This window comes from Colwellia sp. 6_MG-2023 (genome assembly GCF_030547765.1).
In the GTDB taxonomy this organism is placed as follows: domain Bacteria; phylum Pseudomonadota; class Gammaproteobacteria; order Enterobacterales; family Alteromonadaceae; genus Colwellia.
In genome coordinates this window covers 1-17,715 of record NZ_JAUOPP010000031.1, presented here as the reverse complement: position 1 = coordinate 17,715, position 17,715 = coordinate 1, and the positions used below count along the sequence as shown (strand labels likewise).

The following is a 17,715-nucleotide window of genomic DNA, read 5'->3' as shown; positions in this document are numbered from 1 at the left end:
TGAGTTGTCTATAGTTTGTAATTATAGTTTTGTTCATATTATAAAGTACTCACTAGCCAATTATTGTCTCATTAATATGAAGAACAAGGAACATTACTTTTTGAATTAAATTTAACTTTCAGCCTACTACTCTATAACTATTAATTACAACAAATCAACTAATTAAGATCATAGTTAGCATCGATTTTAACTGTATGTTCACACCTAAAATACCAAAATCGTTTAGATTATGTAAAATTTTATGTCAAAAATTAAAATAACGCCTTCTAGCACTAGTCGCACTGCCTATATAAAGTGTAGTATTTACCTCACTTAAGAAGTATTAGTTTGCCAGGTGATAAATGAAGAAGCTAGACAATATCGATTTACAAGTATTAACTATTTTATATAATGATGCAGATATTACGAATAAAGAATTAGCTGAAAAAATAGGAATAGCACCATCAACCTGTCTAGAACGTGTAAAACGTTTAAGGCAAAATGGCGTAATAAAAGGTGCTTATATTGATGTCAATTTAAATACGATTGGTGGCAACATTGAAGCAATAGCAGCTATTCGTTTACAACCTTATTCAGAGCAAATTGTAAATCAGTTTAGAGATGATTTATTAAAATATCCTGAAATATTAAACCTTTATCATATGGGTGGTAGTTATGATTACTATATTCATATGTCAGTGCAAGATAGTGAACATTTACGCCAATTTGTTTTTAAAAATATAACCTCAAGAGACGAAGTTACTACGGTAGAAACTTCGCTTGTTTTTGAGCATAGCCGCAGTGGCGTACTACCTAAATTCCAAACAGATTAATTATTAGCTTTAGAATCTCTACTGCGATATGTTTTTGAAGACGTATTGTGCTGCGGTCTACTCTTCACTGAATGATTGTATTGCTTCACCGATTTTTTAGTACTACGCTCTTGATAATTTCTTGTTTGGCGTTGCTTAGCGGTCACTTTCTGAATATTCTTGTGCGAAGCATTAACTTTATGTTGCACAACTTTTTTCTGTTTAAGTTGACTTTCAAGATGCTGTGTTGATTTTCGTTTATTATGCAGCCTCACTTTTTTACTATAGTATTTTTGACCTGTAGCCATACTTCTATAAGCAACACCTTTTCTATGTATCGGTTGATGAACCCAGCGTTTAGCATAACCTCCTCTTGAAATGACACTAGGTTTACGATAATGATGAGACTTATGTGGGTTCACAACAAGTACATGACGTTTTTTCCATTGAAAAGTACTAAAGAAATAATTAAATGAGATATGAACACCTGAATGCCAATAAAAAGGGTTATGGCGATTTACAGAAACGTGCAAAGAAGGACGCCAGTATACCGGTGGATATGACGCCCAATGCCAAGTACCATAAACCATACGAGTGTCATAATAAGGAACATACACAACTTCTTTTTTCACAGGTTCAATTATGATATTACTGTCTTCATAACTGATTTCCATATTATTCATTTTACTAAGATTGCCAGCAATTTTAGCTTTTTCTCTAAGCGTTTGAATCCCTTCAAGAACTCTAGCCTCATCTTCTAAAAATGTATCACCTAATAATTGCATCCATGTTAAGTCTTCACTTAAATGAGTCAGTATTTGCTCAAAAGGCACTAATGCTTTAACACTAGCATCCCAATCAAAGCTTTCAATTGCTTGAGCAATTTGAGCAGCATTTAAGTCTGCATTATTTTCTAACCAGCGTTGTGCTTTAATAACTTCAATAGGATATGTTGACGATATCAAGATATGCGTTAACAAACTGTCAGGATATAAGGCTATTGGCGCTAACATTTGCGCTAACTCGGCATCACTTACTTCTGACTGTTCTTGCCCATCTAATTGATAACTTTGTTGTGAAAATGCACTAAAACTCACCGAGGCACTTAATATAAAACTTAATAACAAAATAAAGGTTTTCATCATTTCTATCCTCTTTACTGATCTTAAGTAATAAGCATACCTTGACCAAACTGAACACAAGCTGAATATATACTAGGTTGATATATCAAATACCAGTGTAAAGGTAGCGCCACCAAGCGTAGCTGATTTGCTGATAAATAACTGACCTTGATAGCTACTCACTAGATCGTTAACGATTGCTAAACCTATACCATGTCCAGCTTGATAGGTATCAGCCCTGCCCCCGCGGGATAAAATAACAGCCTGCTGTGATTGATTAATACCTGCACCATCATCAGAAATCTCTATAGTTAACGTTGTGCTTTTATTATAAACTTTAATTACTATCTTACTTTTAGCTGCTTTACAGGCGTTATCTAATATATTGCCTAAAATTTCCATTAAATCACCTTCATCTCCCCTAAAAATGGCCGACTTATCGACATCAAGTGTGAAACACAGTTGGTTTTCTTTGTATAGCTTCTCTAATGTTTTAACCAGCTTTTCGATTACTGCTTTTACTTCTACCCCCAAATACCATGACAATTGCCCTGAACTTTGTGCTCTTTTTAATTGATGCTCAATAATTTGGTTGATTTGCTGTAGTTGCTCATTGGCCCCAACTGAAATTTCTTTTTCACTTTGCATGATAGCAAGTGGAGTTTTCAAACTATGAGCCAAATCAGATAAAGCATTACGGTACCGTTTTCGTTGGTTCTCTTCTGTTACAAGTAATGTATTCAGTTGTTTTACCACCTTCTGAAGTTCAAGTGGGTAATAACCTTTCAATAACTTCTGCTGCCCTTTTTCAATATGTTCAAGCTCATATGTTAATTGTCTTAACGGTTTTAAGGTCCACAACAAGCCTATAAGCTGAACAAAGACAAACACGACGATTAATAATAACAGCCAGCCCCAAAGCTTATGTCTAAAATCGCTCAGTGCAATCAGCATATTCTCTTGATCTTTAATAATATGAAGCGTTATAGGGAATTCTTGTCCGTTGTTAAAAAAACTAACACTAAAACTAAAGAGCAAGTGACTACTACCTTCTAAATCTATTGTTGAAAACAATGTCTCTCCAACAATCGGTGAAGGTAATAACGTTGGTAAGGATAAGGTTAGCAAAGATTGTGATTGCCATAATGGTCTATTTTCGGGTTTACTCTCTGCCAATATAGCTACATCATCGGTAGGCGTTATTACTGCATACAACCCCGACTGACTAACATTAAATTGGTTTTCCAGTAAGAGTTCAGGCATAACTAATTCATTGTTTTCTACTTCAGCTACAGTCAAAATGGAATAACTATAAGCTTTTAATTCGTTTTGACTTCCTAACATTAACTGTCGTTCAAAAGCACTGCTTAATGTAAAACCAATAATAGGCAACATAATAACTGTCATTACTAATGTGCTCAGTAATAACCTAACCTTTAACGAATTCATTTAGCATCTAATCGCTTTAATTTATAACCATGACCTCGAAGGGTTTCAATAAAACCATATTCACCAGTAGGGTCGAGTTTTTTTCTTAAGCGTCTGATAAAAACTTCAATAACATTTGAGTCAAGATCAAAATCTTGATCATAAATATGCTCAGTAAGTTTTGCTTTAGAAGTCACTTCATCAAGGTGCAGCATCATATATTCCAATAATTTATACTCTGAACTACTCAATTTTATCTCTTGATTATTCACCTCAACCTGTAGGCTTTTGGTATTTAATGTTAGCCCACCATTAGTTATTAGTGGGCTTGCCTGTCCCGCTGAACGTCGTATTAACGCATTTAAACGTGCAAATAATTCTTCAGTCTGAAAAGGTTTAGTCAAATAATCATCTGCGCCGGCATCTAAACCTGCAACTTTATCTTGCCAACGGTCTCTTGCCGTTAACACTAAAATAGGAAAGCTAATATCTTTCTCTCGTAATGATTTAATAACACTAATACCATCAATAATCGGTAAACCTATATCAATAATGGCGGCATCGTAGGGATACTCTTGACCTTGAAATAAACCAGCTTGTCCATCACTAGCGACATCAACTAAATAATTCGCATCAATCAGATGTTTATATAAATTTTGTTGCAAGGCTAAATCATCTTCAATTAATAATAATCGCATATTAATTACCACCACTCACATTACCTGTTTTTGCATCAACAGAAACCGAGATAATATGACCATTATTTTTAATTAACTTAATACGGTAAGAGGACTTTTGTTTTTTCACTTTAAGTACTTTACCACCAAATCGACTTTTAGCCATTTGTGCTGCTTGCTGACTACTCGTTACTCTTAACTGTTGCTTATGCGCTTGCTGATTTGCTTTAATCGCATTGTTGTTAACGGTAAAACTTCCATGTGCAAATGTACTCATCGATAGAGCAGCTAAAAGAAGAAAAAAACAAGATAAAGCAAATTTCATTATTGTTCCAAGTACGAGTGTATTTCAGTATTAACCATAGCTTATTTAAAATAATACTCCTTAGCAACTGAATATAAGCTGAACGTACTCACCCGAGATAAAATATAAAACAAAGCTTATAAACTTTTATAAATCATTCAGCTTACATTCATCTTGATTGCGCTTTAATAACGTCAGAAGCACATATCACAAGGATAAATTATGTTTAATAACACAAATTCTAACCATGCAATCAAACTAATACTATTGGCCTTTACAAGTATATTATTTTCCACGCAAGCTTATAGTAACGAAGTTAATGAGTCTGCCTTACCAAGCTACTCTATTTCGCAAGGTTCATTTAAAAGCAATTTTACTAGTGAGCTACGCCAACAAGTGATTGACGTTAGTCGACTCACTAACACTCCCGATCAACTTAATAACAAAGCAACATCGAAAACAAGAGAAGAGATGCTTAACAATAATAGTGTACTATTGGATAAAGCCAGTAAAGATAAAGTAACACAAAAGCGTGGTTCTTATTACGACGCTGATTTTACTATTTATGGCGTAACAAGTTTTTTACTTGATGATTTTGATAATGATGGCTTTTATCAAACTTTCAGCGTCGTTTTTGATGCTGATATGTACAGCTATACACAGCACCAACGAGCTGAAGTTTACGCTTTGTTATACCTTAGCAAAAATGGCAAACCATGGAAGCATTACTATACTACTGACACCTTTATTATTGAAGGTGACTCTGACTTAGATGAATATGAAGTTATAACCACTTTTCTTTCTGGTTACCCAACTGATTTTTATGATGTATTAATTGATTTATATCAGGTTGGCTATACCGATATTGTTGCGACCTATAGCTCAGACGATAGCAACGCCTTATATGCGTTACCATTAGAAAGTGATAACCATGACGACACTTATATTGAAGTGATAGAGGTTTACGGTGGTGGTAGTTTTTCTTTTATAGTTTTATTTATGATTATAGCATTAAGCTTTTTCCGTTTTAGCGCTAAACAGTAATAAAGTTAATACACATAGCAATGATTTGCTTAAAAATAAAAAACCACAAAAAGAAAACTTTTGTGGTTTTTTTATGTTAAAGATTCGAAGTTATCTGAGCACTATATTGTAAAAATAGAAAGGCTTTCTATTAAAAAGCAGAAAGACACTCTCTCATTTAAACATTTATTTTAGCTTTTTAAGTCATCAAAGAATTTTTTTACACCATCAAAGAAGCCTGTTTCTTTTGGGCTATGCTTTTTACTGCTTTTCCCCATTTTCTCTTCTAATTGACGTAATAAATCCGCTTGATCACCCGATAAGTTTACCGGTGTTTCAAGTACTACTTTACACATTAAATCGCCCGTTGTTGAACTACGTACAGATTTAACACCTTTACCGCGTAAACGGAACATTTTGCCCGTTTGCGTTTCTTTTGGTACTTTTAATTTAACTTTACCACCTAAGGTTGGTACTTCAATTTCACCACCAAGTGCGGCAGTAACAAAACTAATAGGTACTTCACAATATAAGTGGTTTTCATCACGTACAAATATGTCATGATCACGTACATTAACTTGTACGTATAAATCACCTGCTGGTGCGCCATGTTCGCCAGCTTCACCTTCGCCCGATAAACGAATTCGATCTCCGGTATCAACACCTGCTGGTATTTTTACAGAAAGCGTTTTAGTTTTTTCAACTCGTCCTTGACCACGACATGAAGTACAAGGATCAGAAATAACTTTACCTTTTCCACCACACGTTGGACAAGTTTGCTGTACGGCAAATAACCCTTGACGCATTTGTACTTGTCCATGACCATGACACGTAGAACATGTTTTAGCAGAAGTACCTTTTTTAGCGCCTGAGCCATCACAAGGCTCACAAGCCACAAAAGTAGGTACCTTAATTTCTAGATCTTTACCTTTAACGGCATCTTCAAGGTTTAGCTCTACATTGTAGCGTAAATCAGATCCTCGCTGTGCTCGAGATTGACGACCGCCTCGACCACGACCACCACCAAAGATATCACCAAAAATATCACCAAATGCATCACCAAAATCACCTTGACCACCGCCATGGTGACCACCATGCCCACCTTGTTCAAAGGCAGCATGGCCATACTGATCATAAGCAGCACGCTTTTGATCATCTTTTAGCACTTCGTATGCTTCTTGAATTTCTTTAAAGGTTTCTTCTTTTTCTTTATCACCCTTATTTCTATCAGGATGATACTTCATCGCTAATTTTTTATAGGATTTTTTGATATCGCGCTCACTAGCATCTTTTGATACTTCAAGCACTGCATAATAATCACGTTTTGACATAAATAACTTCTTTTGTTTGCACTTAAATTAACATACGCTTTAACGTAAGAAGCGCCGGGGATAGGCCAGCGCTTTAATTTTACTTCAATCCGAATAAGCTAAAGACTACTTGTCGTCTTTTACTTCTTCAAACTCTGCATCAACAACATCATCAGCAGAATCAGAACCTTCAGCATCTGAAGCAGCGCCTTCAGGCGAACCTTGTGCTTGCTGTTTTGCTTGAGCAATTTCCATTAATTTAGCTGAAGCTTCCATAAGCGCTTGAGATTTAGCATCAATTGCTTCTTTATCTTCACCTTTAAGTACTTCTTCAAGTTCAGAAATTGCCGTTTCAATTTTCTCTTTGTCTTCAGCAGGTAGTTCATCGCCAGCTTCTTCAACTTGCTTGCGAGTAGCGTGAACTATACCATCAGCTTGGTTACGAGTTTGTACTAGCTCTTCAAACTTCGCATCAGCATCAGCATTTGCTTCAGCATCATTTACCATTTGCTCAACTTCTTCATCTGATAAACCACTTGAAGCTTTAATCGTAATTTTTTGCTCTTTACCAGTGTTTTTGTCTTTAGCTGTAACATGTAAAATACCATCAGCATCAATATCGAAAGTAACTTCGATTTGTGGTGTACCACGTGGTGCAGGGTCAATACCTTCAAGGTTAAATTGACCAAGTGATTTGTTAGCAGAAGCTTGCTTACGTTCACCTTGAACAACATGTACAGTAACCGCAGCTTGGTTATCATCGGCTGTTGAGAATGTTTGTGATTGTTTCGTTGGGATAGTGGTGTTTTTATCGATAACTTTCGTCATCACGCCGCCCATCGTTTCAATACCTAAAGATAAAGGTGTAACATCTAACAATAATACATCAGTTACATCACCTGAAAGAACACCCGCTTGAATTGCTGCACCTGAAGCTACTGCTTCATCAGGGTTAACATCTTTACGTGGCTCTTTACCAAAGAAATCAGATACTGCTTGTTGAACCATTGGCATACGAGACTGACCACCAACTAAGATAACGTCATTTACGTCACTTACTGATAAATCAGCATCTTTAAGTGCTTTTTTAAGTGGTTCTAATGTCGCTTTAACCATATCTTCAACTAATGACTCTAATTTAGCACGTGTAACTTTAATGTTCATGTGCTTAGGACCAGAAGCATCCGCAGTGATGTAAGGTAAGTTAACATCTGTTTGCTGTGCAGAAGAAAGTTCACATTTAGCTTTTTCAGCAGCTTCTTTTAAACGCTGCATTGCTAAAGGATCAGCTGTTAAGTCCATACCTTGGTCTTTTTTAAATTCAGCTACAAGATAGTTAATTAAACGGTTATCAAAATCTTCACCACCTAAATGCGTATCACCATTAGTCGCTAATACTTCAAAAGTGTGCTCACCATCAACTTCATCAATTTCAATAATTGAGATATCGAATGTACCACCACCTAAATCGTATACCGCAACAACTTTATCGCCTTCTTTTTTATCCATGCCGTAAGCAAGAGCAGCAGCAGTAGGCTCATTAATAATACGTTTAACATCAAGACCTGCAATACGACCAGCATCTTTTGTTGCTTGACGTTGTGAATCATTGAAATAAGCAGGAACAGTAATAACGGCTTCAGTTACTTCTTCGCCTAAGTAGTCTTCAGCTGTTTTCTTCATTTTCTTAAGAACTTCAGCAGAAACTTGTGGAGGAGCAACGTTTTTATCACGTGCTGTAACCCAAGCATCACCATTGTCAGCTTTAACAATACCAAATGGCATTATTTTAATATCACGTTGTACTTCTTCGTCTTCAAAACGACGACCAATTAAACGCTTAATTGCGAATAATGTGTTTTTAGGGTTTGTTACTGATTGACGCTTAGCAGGTTGACCTACTAATGTTTCGCCTTCTTCAGTATATGCAATAATCGAAGGTGTAGTACGATCACCTTCTGCATTTTCAATAACACGAACTTTATCGCCGTCTAATACAGCAACACAAGAGTTAGTTGTACCTAAGTCAATACCAATGATTTTACCCATGAGGGAAGCTCCTATCTATTATGTTCTGCTCTCCTTTGAGAGCAAAATCTTAATTAATCTGTTGTTGAAATATTAAATGGGGGTAGGAAAATACTTTTCAATAGAAATTTTGTAAATAAATGCATTTTATTTAAAATAATCATTTCTTCCGTTCTATTAAGCTGTTTTAGTCATGTTTTAGCTAAAGTAACTTAAGCTTAAAAGACAATGCATGCCAATATAGGGTTAAAATAAAATATAGGGTTAAAATAAAAAACCAGACAAATTGTCTGGTTTTTGAAAATGCATCACATAGTAACTTGAGAATCTATTTATTTTAACAATTAAACAGATTCATCAACGCTAGGTGCTGCTTTAGATACCATCACCATAGCAGGGCGAATTAAACGACCATTAAGTTCGTAACCTTTTTGCATTACAGCAATAACCGTATTAGGTGCTACGCCAGGCACTTCTTGCATAGACATTGCTTGATGTAATTCTGGGTTAAAAGGTTGATCTTGTGGATCTACAGATTTAATACCAAATTTTTCTAATGATGAGATTAAACCTTGAAGAGTTAATTCAACACCTTCAATAACTGCGGCTTTACTGTCATCTTCTTTATCAATATTTTGTAATGCACGCTCTAAGTTATCAACAGTAACAAGCATTTCACCAGCAAACTTTTCTAAAGCAAACTTTTTCGCTTTATCAACATCTTGCGCAGATCTACGACGAATGTTATCCACTTCAGCCTTCGCTCGAATTACTGAATCTTTTTGATCTGTAACTTTTGCTTGAGCTGCTGCTAAAGCAAGTTCCAACTCATTAATACGCTCTTGTTCAGCACTAATGACTTCATGAGCTTGTTCATGCTGTTCTTCAACTTGTTCTTCTGCTTGCTGAACAATTTCGTCAGCTAATTGCTCTGGCGATAACTCTTCTGTAGAAAACTCAGCAGACTGCTGTTCTTCTGATTTTGTAGACTCTGTAGTCATAAAAAACTCCAATTAAATCTTAGTAATTTTACAATAATAAAAATGCAATAATGCTAATTATGGGGTCAAGCTTTCGCTATTCAAGCCTTTATAGCAACTAATTAAGTGCATTTTATCAAATACAAACTTTACAAGCCACGCAAATAAAGGGAAACTTCTTTTAAAGATATCAAATATGAAATAATTGTTATGGCTCAACTTTATAAAACAATTGGGCTTATTGGTAAGCCCAATCATCAAGGTGCAAGCTCCACAATAGCGGCATTACATGACTATTTACTGGCAAATAAATACCAAGTATTAGTAGAAACATCCGTCGCTACTTCTGTCGAAATTACAGATATGAATGAATGTTCTCTCACCGATATTGGTAATAATGCAGATCTTGCTATTGTTGTTGGTGGTGATGGCTACATGTTAGGTGCTGCTAGAGTTTTAGCTTGTTTTGACATCGGCGTTATTGGTGTAAACCGTGGGAATTTAGGTTTTTTAACCGACTTATCCCCTGATGAAATAATAAAACCACTTGAAGAAATTCTAAATGGTAAATCTCGCTCTGAACAGCGCTTTATCATTGAAGCTGAAGTTTATCGGCATGGTAAACTTAAAAGCTCGAACAGTGCCGTAAACGAGGCGGTTTTACATGCAGGTAAAGTTGCCAGCATGATTGAGTTTGAAGTTCATATTGATAATTCATTTATGTTTAGTCAACGCTCTGATGGTTTGATTATTTCAACTCCTACAGGATCGACCGCTTACTCTATGTCTGCTGGCGGACCTATACTAACGCCTAATTTAAATGCTTTATCTTTGGTACCTATGTTTCCTCATACACTAACTAGTCGCCCTATTGTGGTGGACGGTGATAGTGAAATAAAGCTAATACTTGCAAATGAAAATCAAGAAAGTTTACAAGTTAGCTGTGATGGCCATGTAATTCTAGCCGTTATGCCTGGTGACGAAGTTATCATTAAAAAAAGTCCTCAAACTATACGCTTAGTTCATCCTCTCGATCATGATTATTTTAACGTACTACGAAATAAATTAGGATGGGGCAATAAGCTTTATTAATCTTATTTAATAAAAACGATTAAAATTTTCTAAGTTACTTGCAAAAGCATAAATTACTGTATAAATTAACAACTATATATTTATACAGTAAAGTGAGAGTTCACATTATGCTTTTACAACTAAACATTCAAAACTTCGCCATTGTTAAATCACTTGATATTGATTGGCAATCTGGCATGACAACTATCACAGGTGAAACTGGCGCGGGTAAGTCTATAGCAATAGATGCCTTAGGTTTATGTTTAGGAGATAGAGCCACCACTAATGTTGTTCGTCCTAATTGCAAAAAAGCAGAACTTGCTGCCACTTTCGATATACAAAAAAATATAAATGCTCAGCACTGGCTAACGATTCATGATCTGTTATTGGAATCAAGCAATGAGTGTATTCTACGACGAGTAATTTCTGCTGAAGGTCGCTCAAAAGCTTACATTAATGGTAGTCAAGTACCTCTAGTACAGCTTAAAGAAGTGGGTCAATTATTGATCAATATACATGGTCAACATGATCACCAATTAATCGTTAAATCAAGTCAGCAATGTAAGTTGCTCGATGATTATGCAGATCATCAGTCAGCACTGGATGAAGTTAAACATTATTATCAACAATGGCATAAATTAAATAAAGAATTAAATTTATTACAGCAAAACAAACAACAACGTGAAGCTCAGCAACAACTACTCCAATATCAAGTGAATGAACTCAATGAGTTTTCTTTACAAGAAGGAGAGTTTGAAACATTAGAAAGTGATTATAAACGCCATGCTAATGCTCAAGATTTACTTGATACAACTCTCCAATCACTACATACACTTACTGAAAACGAAAGCTTTAATGTACTCGACTCGTTACGCCATTGTAGTGACAACATAGCTGCCTTAGCCCGTTTAGATGAAAGGCTGAAAAATATTGCAACTATTCTTAATGACTCTTTTTTACAAGTTGAAGAGGCTTCTGCAGATCTTAAACACTACTATCAAGAACTTGAATTAGATCCACAAGCATACGCAATAATCGAAGAGCGCTATTCTACAGCCTTGCAACTGGCAAAAAAACATAGTTTACCTCCAGAAAACTTAGTTAGTTTTCATCAATCACTCACTCAAGAGTTAACAAATATTTCCAATGATGAATCAAGAATTAATGTGGTAATTGAAGAACTAGTCAAAACAGAGCAAAACTACCAAGATAGTGCCTTAGTTTTAACTTCTTCGAGAAAAAAAGCAGCCAAAAAATTAAGTAAAGATATTAGCAAAAGCATGCAAGAGCTGAATATGCCCCATGGAAAATTTCACATTGCAATTGAATCACATAATGACAGTCTCACTACGATATCAGCCAATGGTGTAGACAAAATTGACTTTCAGGTCAGTATAAACCCTGGTCAAGCATTAGAGGCAATGAGTAAAGTCGCTTCTGGTGGTGAATTATCCCGTATTAGTTTAGCCATGCAAGTTATATTAGCAGACAAAGTCATTACCCCGACCCTAATTTTTGATGAGGTAGATGTAGGCATAAGTGGTCCTACAGCGGCAATGGTGGGGAGTAAATTACAACAACTAACTAAAAACACTCAAGTAATATGTGTAACGCATTTACCACAAGTGGCATGTAAGGGACATCAACAGTACTTTGTTAGTAAACTAACCGATGGTGAACATACTGAAACAAAAATAACGGAACTAAGTGAGCAAAGTCGCATCCAAGAAATAGCACGTTTACTTGCAGGTAATAAAATAACCGAGCATAGTTTAGCTAACGCACAAGAGTTATTAGCCGGTTAATTACGGATGTCTATCGCAAATTTATGAAAAATAGCTTTGTATCTCAAGCCGTGCTTCGTTATTATCACTGCTTGCACTTAATGCATTAATTTTTAATTGTATTGATTTATATTTAAGGAAAGTAAAATTTCATGTTGTTTCGTACCTCAATTATTACCATAGCCCTATCACTTTCTGCTTGTTCAAGTTGGGTTTATCGTATTGATATTCCTCAAGGAAACTATCTTGAGCAAAAAAGCATAGATAAAATACAAGTGGGTATGACTAAGGAACAGGTTAAATTTGTTTTGGGAAGCCCTGTTTTAGTTGATTCTTTTGACAAAGATACTTGGAATTATGTTTATCGTTTCAAGTCAGGTCTTAGTGAAAAGTTAGATACCCAGAAGAATTTCACCATGAAGTTTGAAGATAACAAACTAGTTTCAGCAGATGGCGATTTTGAATTATCAGAAAATTTTCATATCCCATTCAACGCCCCTATCATACAAAATGATGAACAAATCAATACGGATAAACAAGGTAGTTAATCGTATTATGCTTTTAAAATAATTGTTTTATTTATATTATTACAATACGAAACTAACTTGAGAGCAACTAATATGACATGATAATTTTCATATTAGCTATTTTTAGTATAGGTTAAATTTGGTTAACTCGTTTTACAACGCGCTAACCAAATTTAATAAAATAACTAGAACTTACTTGTATCGGTAAATAAGCCTACTTTTAAATCTTTAGCTAAATATATTTCACGGCCATCAACACTCACAGTACCGTCAGCTAAGCCCATATATAATTTACGTTTAATTACACGTTTGAAATCAATTCTAAAGGTTACTTTTTTTGCCGTAGGCAAGATTTGTCCAGTAAATTTAACTTCACCTACACCTAATGCTCTTCCTTTACCTGGACCACCAGTCCACGCTAAGAAAAACCCAACTAATTGCCACATAGCATCTAAGCCTAAGCAACCAGGCATTACAGGGTCACCTTTAAAATGACAATCAAAAAACCATAAATCAGGTGAAATATCTAATTCGGCTTCGATAAAACCTTTACCAAACTCACCGCCTTCTTCAGTAATCGTTAATATACGATCCATCATTAGCATGTTGTCTGAAGGAAGTTGTGAGTTACCCTCACCAAACATTTCACCTGTACCTGCTTTAACTAAATCTGCTTTGTTGTACGAACTCTGTTGTGCCATTGCCATAAGTATTTTGACCTATATGAAGTTGTTTACTAAGGATGTAATATTTCTTGAGCGTTACTTTAGCGAACACTTGTACACTAAACAACTCCGAACAGTAAAAAAAACAACTTTAATGGGGATAATATCGTTTTTTATCGATTGATTTACCCAAGGCAAGATAATATTACTAAATTCTGTAAACATTTAGCGCTATTAGCTTTCACTATCGTATTGCAAAATAAAACGGTCAGGGTAACATAGCAGCTAGTTGCAAAATTTTATAAAGCGCATCGAGATTAAAATGAACGATACCGTTAAAAATAAGAAAAAGGCTATGACTAATGCCGAGAAGCAGAAACGCTACAGGGAAAGACAAAAAGAACGTGGTAAGCAAGAGATGCGCGGATACTTATCACCCGAAGCTAGAGTATGTTATCAATTAATTGCTGAACAAACTAACTGGTCTGATAGTATTATTTTAAGCAACGCAGTTCGCTTAACTTATGCCGCCTATAAAAATGGGCAAATTGGCTTACTTAATAGTTGGCTAAAAAATAACGAGTTATAAAGGCAGATTCCATTGATAAATATATTATTAGTTGACGACCATGAACTAGTACGCACTGGTGTTAATAAAATACTCAACGAAGTTAAAGGTTTTAAGGTTATTGATGAATGTGAAACAGGTGAAGACGCGGTAAAATTTTGTCGTATGACTGAACCCGACGTTATTTTAATGGATATGGATATGCCTGGCATGGGCGGCTTAGAAGCAACGAAAAAGATTTTACGCCTAGCACCAGAAGTTAAAGTAATAATCTTAACGGCTCACACCGAAGACCCTTTCCCAACCAAGGTAATGAAAATAGGTGCTGCTGGTTATTTAACTAAAGGCGCAGGGCCAAATGAAATGATTAATGCTATTAGAGCCGTGAATAGTGGTCAACGTTATTTACCCCCTGCAATAGCTCAACAAATGGCTTTAAGTCAATTTAAAACAAAAGACGAAAACCCTTTTAGCGAATTGTCAGATCGCGAATTACAAATAATGTTAATGATCACTCGTGGTGAAAAAGTACCTGATATTTCTGAACATTTACACTTAAGTCCAAAAACAATTAATAGCTACCGCTATCGAATGTTTGATAAGTTAAATGTAGGAAATGATGTAGAGCTAACACATTTAGCGATTCGTCACGGCATGATAAATACAGAAAAATTATAATTTTGCCAAACATACATAACACCGCACCAACACAACATTTCGATAGCGACGCCTTCTTGAGTTCAGTTACAGATCAAGCTGGTGTTTATCGGATGTACAATGCTAGCCAAACAGTTATTTATGTTGGAAAAGCAAAGCATCTTAAAAAACGTTTGAGCAGCTATTTTCGTAAAGATGTAGGCTCGGTAAAAACAAAAGCATTAGTTAATCAAATTTGCGCTATAGACGTCACTGTAACTCATACAGAAGGCGAAGCATTAATTCTTGAAAATAATTATATTAAAAAGTATCAGCCTAAATATAATATTTTACTCAGAGATGATAAATCTTACCCTTATTTATTAATTACTCACCATAAACACCCTAAACTTGGTCTTCATCGCGGAGGAAAACGCACTAAAGGTGATTATTTTGGTCCCTACCCTACTGTAGGAGCTGTTTGGGAAAGCCTACGCTTAATGCAAAAGATCTTTCCTATCCGACAGTGCGAAGATAGTTATTACAAAGCAAGATCACGACCTTGTTTACAATATCAATTAGGACGTTGTTTAGCACCTTGCGTTGACAAAATATCTGAGAAAAATTACCAACAACAAGTTGATTTAGCCAAACTATTTTTAAAAGGTAAAAGCTCAATGGTAATTGAGCAACTTATTGAAAAAATGGAATTATCGAGTAGCCAATTAGATTTCGAACAAGCGGCTAAATATAGAGATCAAATCACTACATTACGTAAAGTACAGCAACAACAATATGTTAGTGGTATAGCAGCTGAAATGGATGTTATTGGATTATTTAGGCTTAAAACCCAAGTTTGTATTCATTTACTTTGTATTCGTGACCATAAAATATTAGGCAGTAAAAGCTATTTCCCTGTTGTACCTAATGACACAAGTGATGAAGAAGTCATACAAGCATTTATCGGACAACATTATTTAGGCAATGAACTCGGCAGCGGTTCGAACGAAGGCATGATCCCAAAAGAAATTATAGCCCCGTGTGATTTTGAACAACTGACAGAAATTGCAGTATTATTATCAAAACAGTCTGAGCATGAGGTTAAAATATCAACCAAGATTAGATCCGAGCGTCGACAATACTTAAAGCTAGCCGCAACCAACGCACAAACTGCTTTGCTAACAAGAAACAGTCATAAAGAATCGATGCAAGCTAGGTTTGCCGCTTTAAATGAAGTTTTTGAATTACCAAATGGTATAAACCGAATAGAGTGTTTCGATATTAGCCATACAATGGGACAACAAACTATAGCATCTAATGTTGTTTTTAACCAAGAAGGTCCGCTTAAGAGTGATTATCGTCGATATAATGTTTACGGTATTACACCGGGTGATGACTATGCAGCAATGGCTTTTGCTTTAAATAAACGTTATGGAAAAATAAAAGCAACCGATATTGAAGCATTAAAGAAGTTACCTGACATCGTTTTTATTGATGGTGGTAAAGGCCAATTAGCAAAAGCTGAAGAATTTTTTGCACAATTAAGTTCTGAACAAGCGCTTGAAAGAATTCCTTTGCTTGTTGGCGTAGCTAAAGGCGAATCTAGAAAACCGGGCTTAGAAACATTAATACTAGCTGGCTCTCACCAATTAATATCATTACCTGGTACTTCTCCAGCTCTACACCTAGTACAACATATACGCGATGAGTCACACCGATTTGCAATTACAGGACATCGAGCTAAAAGGCAGAAGGTAACTAAAAAGTCAGTATTAGAATCTATCGAAGGGATAGGAGCAAAGAAACGGCAAGCCCTACTGACACACTTAGGTGGAATTCAGGAAGTAAATAAAGCTGACGTAAGTGAATTACAGAAAGTTCCAGGTATTAGTATCGTACTTGCTCAAAATATTTATGACGCTTTACACAATAAGTGACTATATCTAACTCCTGATACTGTGTAGAATAAACTCAGAACTTTTGCTGTTATATCTTTAACTAAAATAAAAACTATGTGGACATTACCCAACCAAATAACCTTATTTCGGATCATTTTGATTCCCGTTTTCCTTATTATTTTCTATTTACCTTTATCTTGGAGTCACTTTGGTGCCTTTGTAGTGTTTTGGACCGCTTCAATTAGCGATGCCTTAGACGGATATTTAGCACGAAAATTAAATCAATCTTCAGCCTTTGGCGCTTTTATTGACCCTGTGGCTGATAAACTGATGGTGGTAGCAGCTTTAGTTATGATCGTACAAGAATATCAGAATTGGCTCATTGCTATTCCGGCAATTATTATGATCGCACGGGAAATATTCATCAGTGCTTTGAGAGAATTTATGTCATCGCGTGGTAAGCGCGACGTTATTGCCGTGTCTGATATGGGAAAATATAAAACCGCAGCTCAAATGTTGGGTATTATGGGATTAATATGGCGACCTGATTACGACATTCCGTTAATTTTATTTTATTTACCGCATGAAATTATCAATTATGCCGCTTACTTTTTCTACGCCATTGCCACTATTTTAACTATTTCAACCTTAGTTAGTTACTTTAAAGCCGCTTGGCCGGAGCTAAAAAGATAATAGCTAGGTTGTTTTTGATTGCTATAGCATCAAATTAGCTGCTTTTTGAGCAGTCGAAATAAAAAAGTTATTTATTAGTTGACTGTAACTTAATACGCTGTAGAATGCGTTTTCGTTGACAGGGAGTCAACAGGTGAAGCGGCTGTAGCTCAGCTGGTAGAGCATCACGTTGCCAACGTGAATGTCACGAGTTCGAGTCTCGTTAGCCGCT

17 protein-coding genes and 1 tRNA gene are annotated in these 17,715 nt (G+C 35.6%); 10 read left to right on the top strand and 8 right to left on the bottom strand.

Annotation, left to right across the window (positions count from 1 at the left end; genetic code table 11):
- The first annotated feature begins 341 nt into the window (after window positions 1-341).
- On the top strand, window positions 342-812 hold the full coding sequence (locus tag Q4503_RS16765; RefSeq protein ID WP_215973676.1) for an Lrp/AsnC family transcriptional regulator: 471 nt from the start codon (window positions 342-344) through the stop codon (window positions 810-812).
- On the opposite strand, the gene Q4503_RS16760 is transcribed toward Q4503_RS16765, so the two are convergent.
- The 4 genes from Q4503_RS16760 to Q4503_RS16745 all read right to left on the bottom strand — a co-directional run bounded on the left by Q4503_RS16760 (window position 809) and on the right by Q4503_RS16745 (window position 4,342).
- A complete protein-coding gene (locus tag Q4503_RS16760) occupies window positions 809-1,936 on the bottom strand; it encodes a DUF3300 domain-containing protein (protein WP_303602974.1) in 1,128 nt (375 codons plus the stop codon). The two genes, Q4503_RS16765 and Q4503_RS16760, sit on opposite strands and share 4 nt — an antisense overlap.
- A 69-nt stretch (window positions 1,937-2,005) precedes the next feature.
- Window positions 2,006-3,361, bottom strand: a complete 1,356-nt coding sequence (locus Q4503_RS16755) for an ATP-binding protein (RefSeq protein ID WP_303602973.1) — start codon at window positions 3,359-3,361, stop codon at window positions 2,006-2,008.
- Entirely contained in the window at window positions 3,358-4,038 is a 681-nt protein-coding gene (locus tag Q4503_RS16750) for a response regulator transcription factor (RefSeq protein WP_215973673.1), read from the bottom strand. The genes Q4503_RS16755 and Q4503_RS16750 overlap by 4 nt, the downstream gene beginning before the upstream one ends.
- A gap of 1 nt (window position 4,039) precedes the next feature.
- The gene (locus tag Q4503_RS16745) at window positions 4,040-4,342 is read right to left on the bottom strand and encodes a PepSY domain-containing protein (protein ID WP_215973672.1); all 303 of its coding nucleotides are present in this window, start codon (window positions 4,340-4,342) and stop codon (window positions 4,040-4,042) included.
- Window positions 4,343-4,543: 201 nt separating this feature from the next.
- On the opposite strand from Q4503_RS16745, the gene Q4503_RS16740 reads away from it, so the two are divergent.
- Window positions 4,544-5,365 carry a choice-of-anchor H family protein gene (locus Q4503_RS16740; protein ID WP_303602972.1) on the top strand — a complete coding sequence of 274 codons (822 nt, stop codon included), beginning with the start codon at window positions 4,544-4,546 and terminating at the stop codon, window positions 5,363-5,365.
- Window positions 5,366-5,535: 170 nt separating this feature from the next.
- Here Q4503_RS16740 and dnaJ read toward each other — a convergent pair whose 3' ends face one another.
- The 3 genes from dnaJ to grpE form a co-directional block, all read right to left on the bottom strand.
- The gene (gene dnaJ, locus Q4503_RS16735) at window positions 5,536-6,675 is read right to left on the bottom strand and encodes a molecular chaperone DnaJ (RefSeq protein WP_215973670.1); all 1,140 of its coding nucleotides are present in this window, start codon (window positions 6,673-6,675) and stop codon (window positions 5,536-5,538) included.
- 105 nt (window positions 6,676-6,780) lie between these two features.
- Window positions 6,781-8,703: a molecular chaperone DnaK gene (dnaK, locus tag Q4503_RS16730; RefSeq protein WP_215973669.1), complete on the bottom strand. Its 1,923-nt coding sequence runs from the start codon at window positions 8,701-8,703 to the stop codon at window positions 6,781-6,783.
- Between the two features lie 323 nt (window positions 8,704-9,026).
- Window positions 9,027-9,683: a nucleotide exchange factor GrpE gene (gene grpE, locus Q4503_RS16725; protein ID WP_215973668.1), complete on the bottom strand. Its 657-nt coding sequence runs from the start codon at window positions 9,681-9,683 to the stop codon at window positions 9,027-9,029.
- A 189-nt stretch (window positions 9,684-9,872) separates the two neighbouring features.
- Between grpE and nadK the strand changes: the two genes are divergently transcribed.
- The 3 genes from nadK to Q4503_RS16710 all read left to right on the top strand — a co-directional run bounded on the left by nadK (window position 9,873) and on the right by Q4503_RS16710 (window position 13,065).
- The gene (gene nadK / locus Q4503_RS16720) at window positions 9,873-10,754 is read left to right on the top strand and encodes an NAD(+) kinase (RefSeq protein WP_215973667.1); all 882 of its coding nucleotides are present in this window, start codon (window positions 9,873-9,875) and stop codon (window positions 10,752-10,754) included.
- Between the two features lie 107 nt (window positions 10,755-10,861).
- Window positions 10,862-12,538: a DNA repair protein RecN gene (gene recN / locus Q4503_RS16715; RefSeq protein WP_303602971.1), complete on the top strand. Its 1,677-nt coding sequence runs from the start codon at window positions 10,862-10,864 to the stop codon at window positions 12,536-12,538.
- Window positions 12,539-12,669: 131 nt separating this feature from the next.
- Window positions 12,670-13,065, top strand: coding sequence for an outer membrane protein assembly factor BamE (locus tag Q4503_RS16710; protein ID WP_303602970.1), 396 nt, complete (start codon window positions 12,670-12,672; stop codon window positions 13,063-13,065).
- Window positions 13,066-13,229: 164 nt separating this feature from the next.
- On the opposite strand, the gene fabA is transcribed toward Q4503_RS16710, so the two are convergent.
- Entirely contained in the window at window positions 13,230-13,745 is a 516-nt protein-coding gene (fabA, locus tag Q4503_RS16705) for a bifunctional 3-hydroxydecanoyl-ACP dehydratase/trans-2-decenoyl-ACP isomerase (protein WP_215973861.1), read from the bottom strand.
- Between the two features lie 286 nt (window positions 13,746-14,031).
- Here fabA and Q4503_RS16700 point away from each other — a divergent pair, with 286 nt between their 5' ends.
- The 5 genes from Q4503_RS16700 (at window position 14,032) to Q4503_RS16680 (ending at window position 17,715) form a co-directional block, all read left to right on the top strand.
- Complete coding sequence (locus tag Q4503_RS16700) at window positions 14,032-14,298, top strand: hypothetical protein (protein WP_159821107.1); 267 nt, start codon at window positions 14,032-14,034, stop codon at window positions 14,296-14,298.
- 12 nt (window positions 14,299-14,310) lie between these two features.
- Complete coding sequence (uvrY, locus tag Q4503_RS16695) at window positions 14,311-14,955, top strand: UvrY/SirA/GacA family response regulator transcription factor (protein ID WP_215973664.1); 645 nt, start codon at window positions 14,311-14,313, stop codon at window positions 14,953-14,955.
- Window positions 14,956-15,011: 56 nt separating this feature from the next.
- A complete protein-coding gene (uvrC, locus tag Q4503_RS16690) occupies window positions 15,012-16,850 on the top strand; it encodes an excinuclease ABC subunit UvrC (RefSeq protein WP_303602969.1) in 1,839 nt (612 codons plus the stop codon).
- A 75-nt stretch (window positions 16,851-16,925) separates the two neighbouring features.
- Window positions 16,926-17,504 carry a CDP-diacylglycerol--glycerol-3-phosphate 3-phosphatidyltransferase gene (pgsA, locus tag Q4503_RS16685; RefSeq protein ID WP_215973663.1) on the top strand — a complete coding sequence of 193 codons (579 nt, stop codon included), beginning with the start codon at window positions 16,926-16,928 and terminating at the stop codon, window positions 17,502-17,504.
- Between the two features lie 138 nt (window positions 17,505-17,642).
- Window positions 17,643-17,715, top strand: a tRNA-Gly gene (locus tag Q4503_RS16680).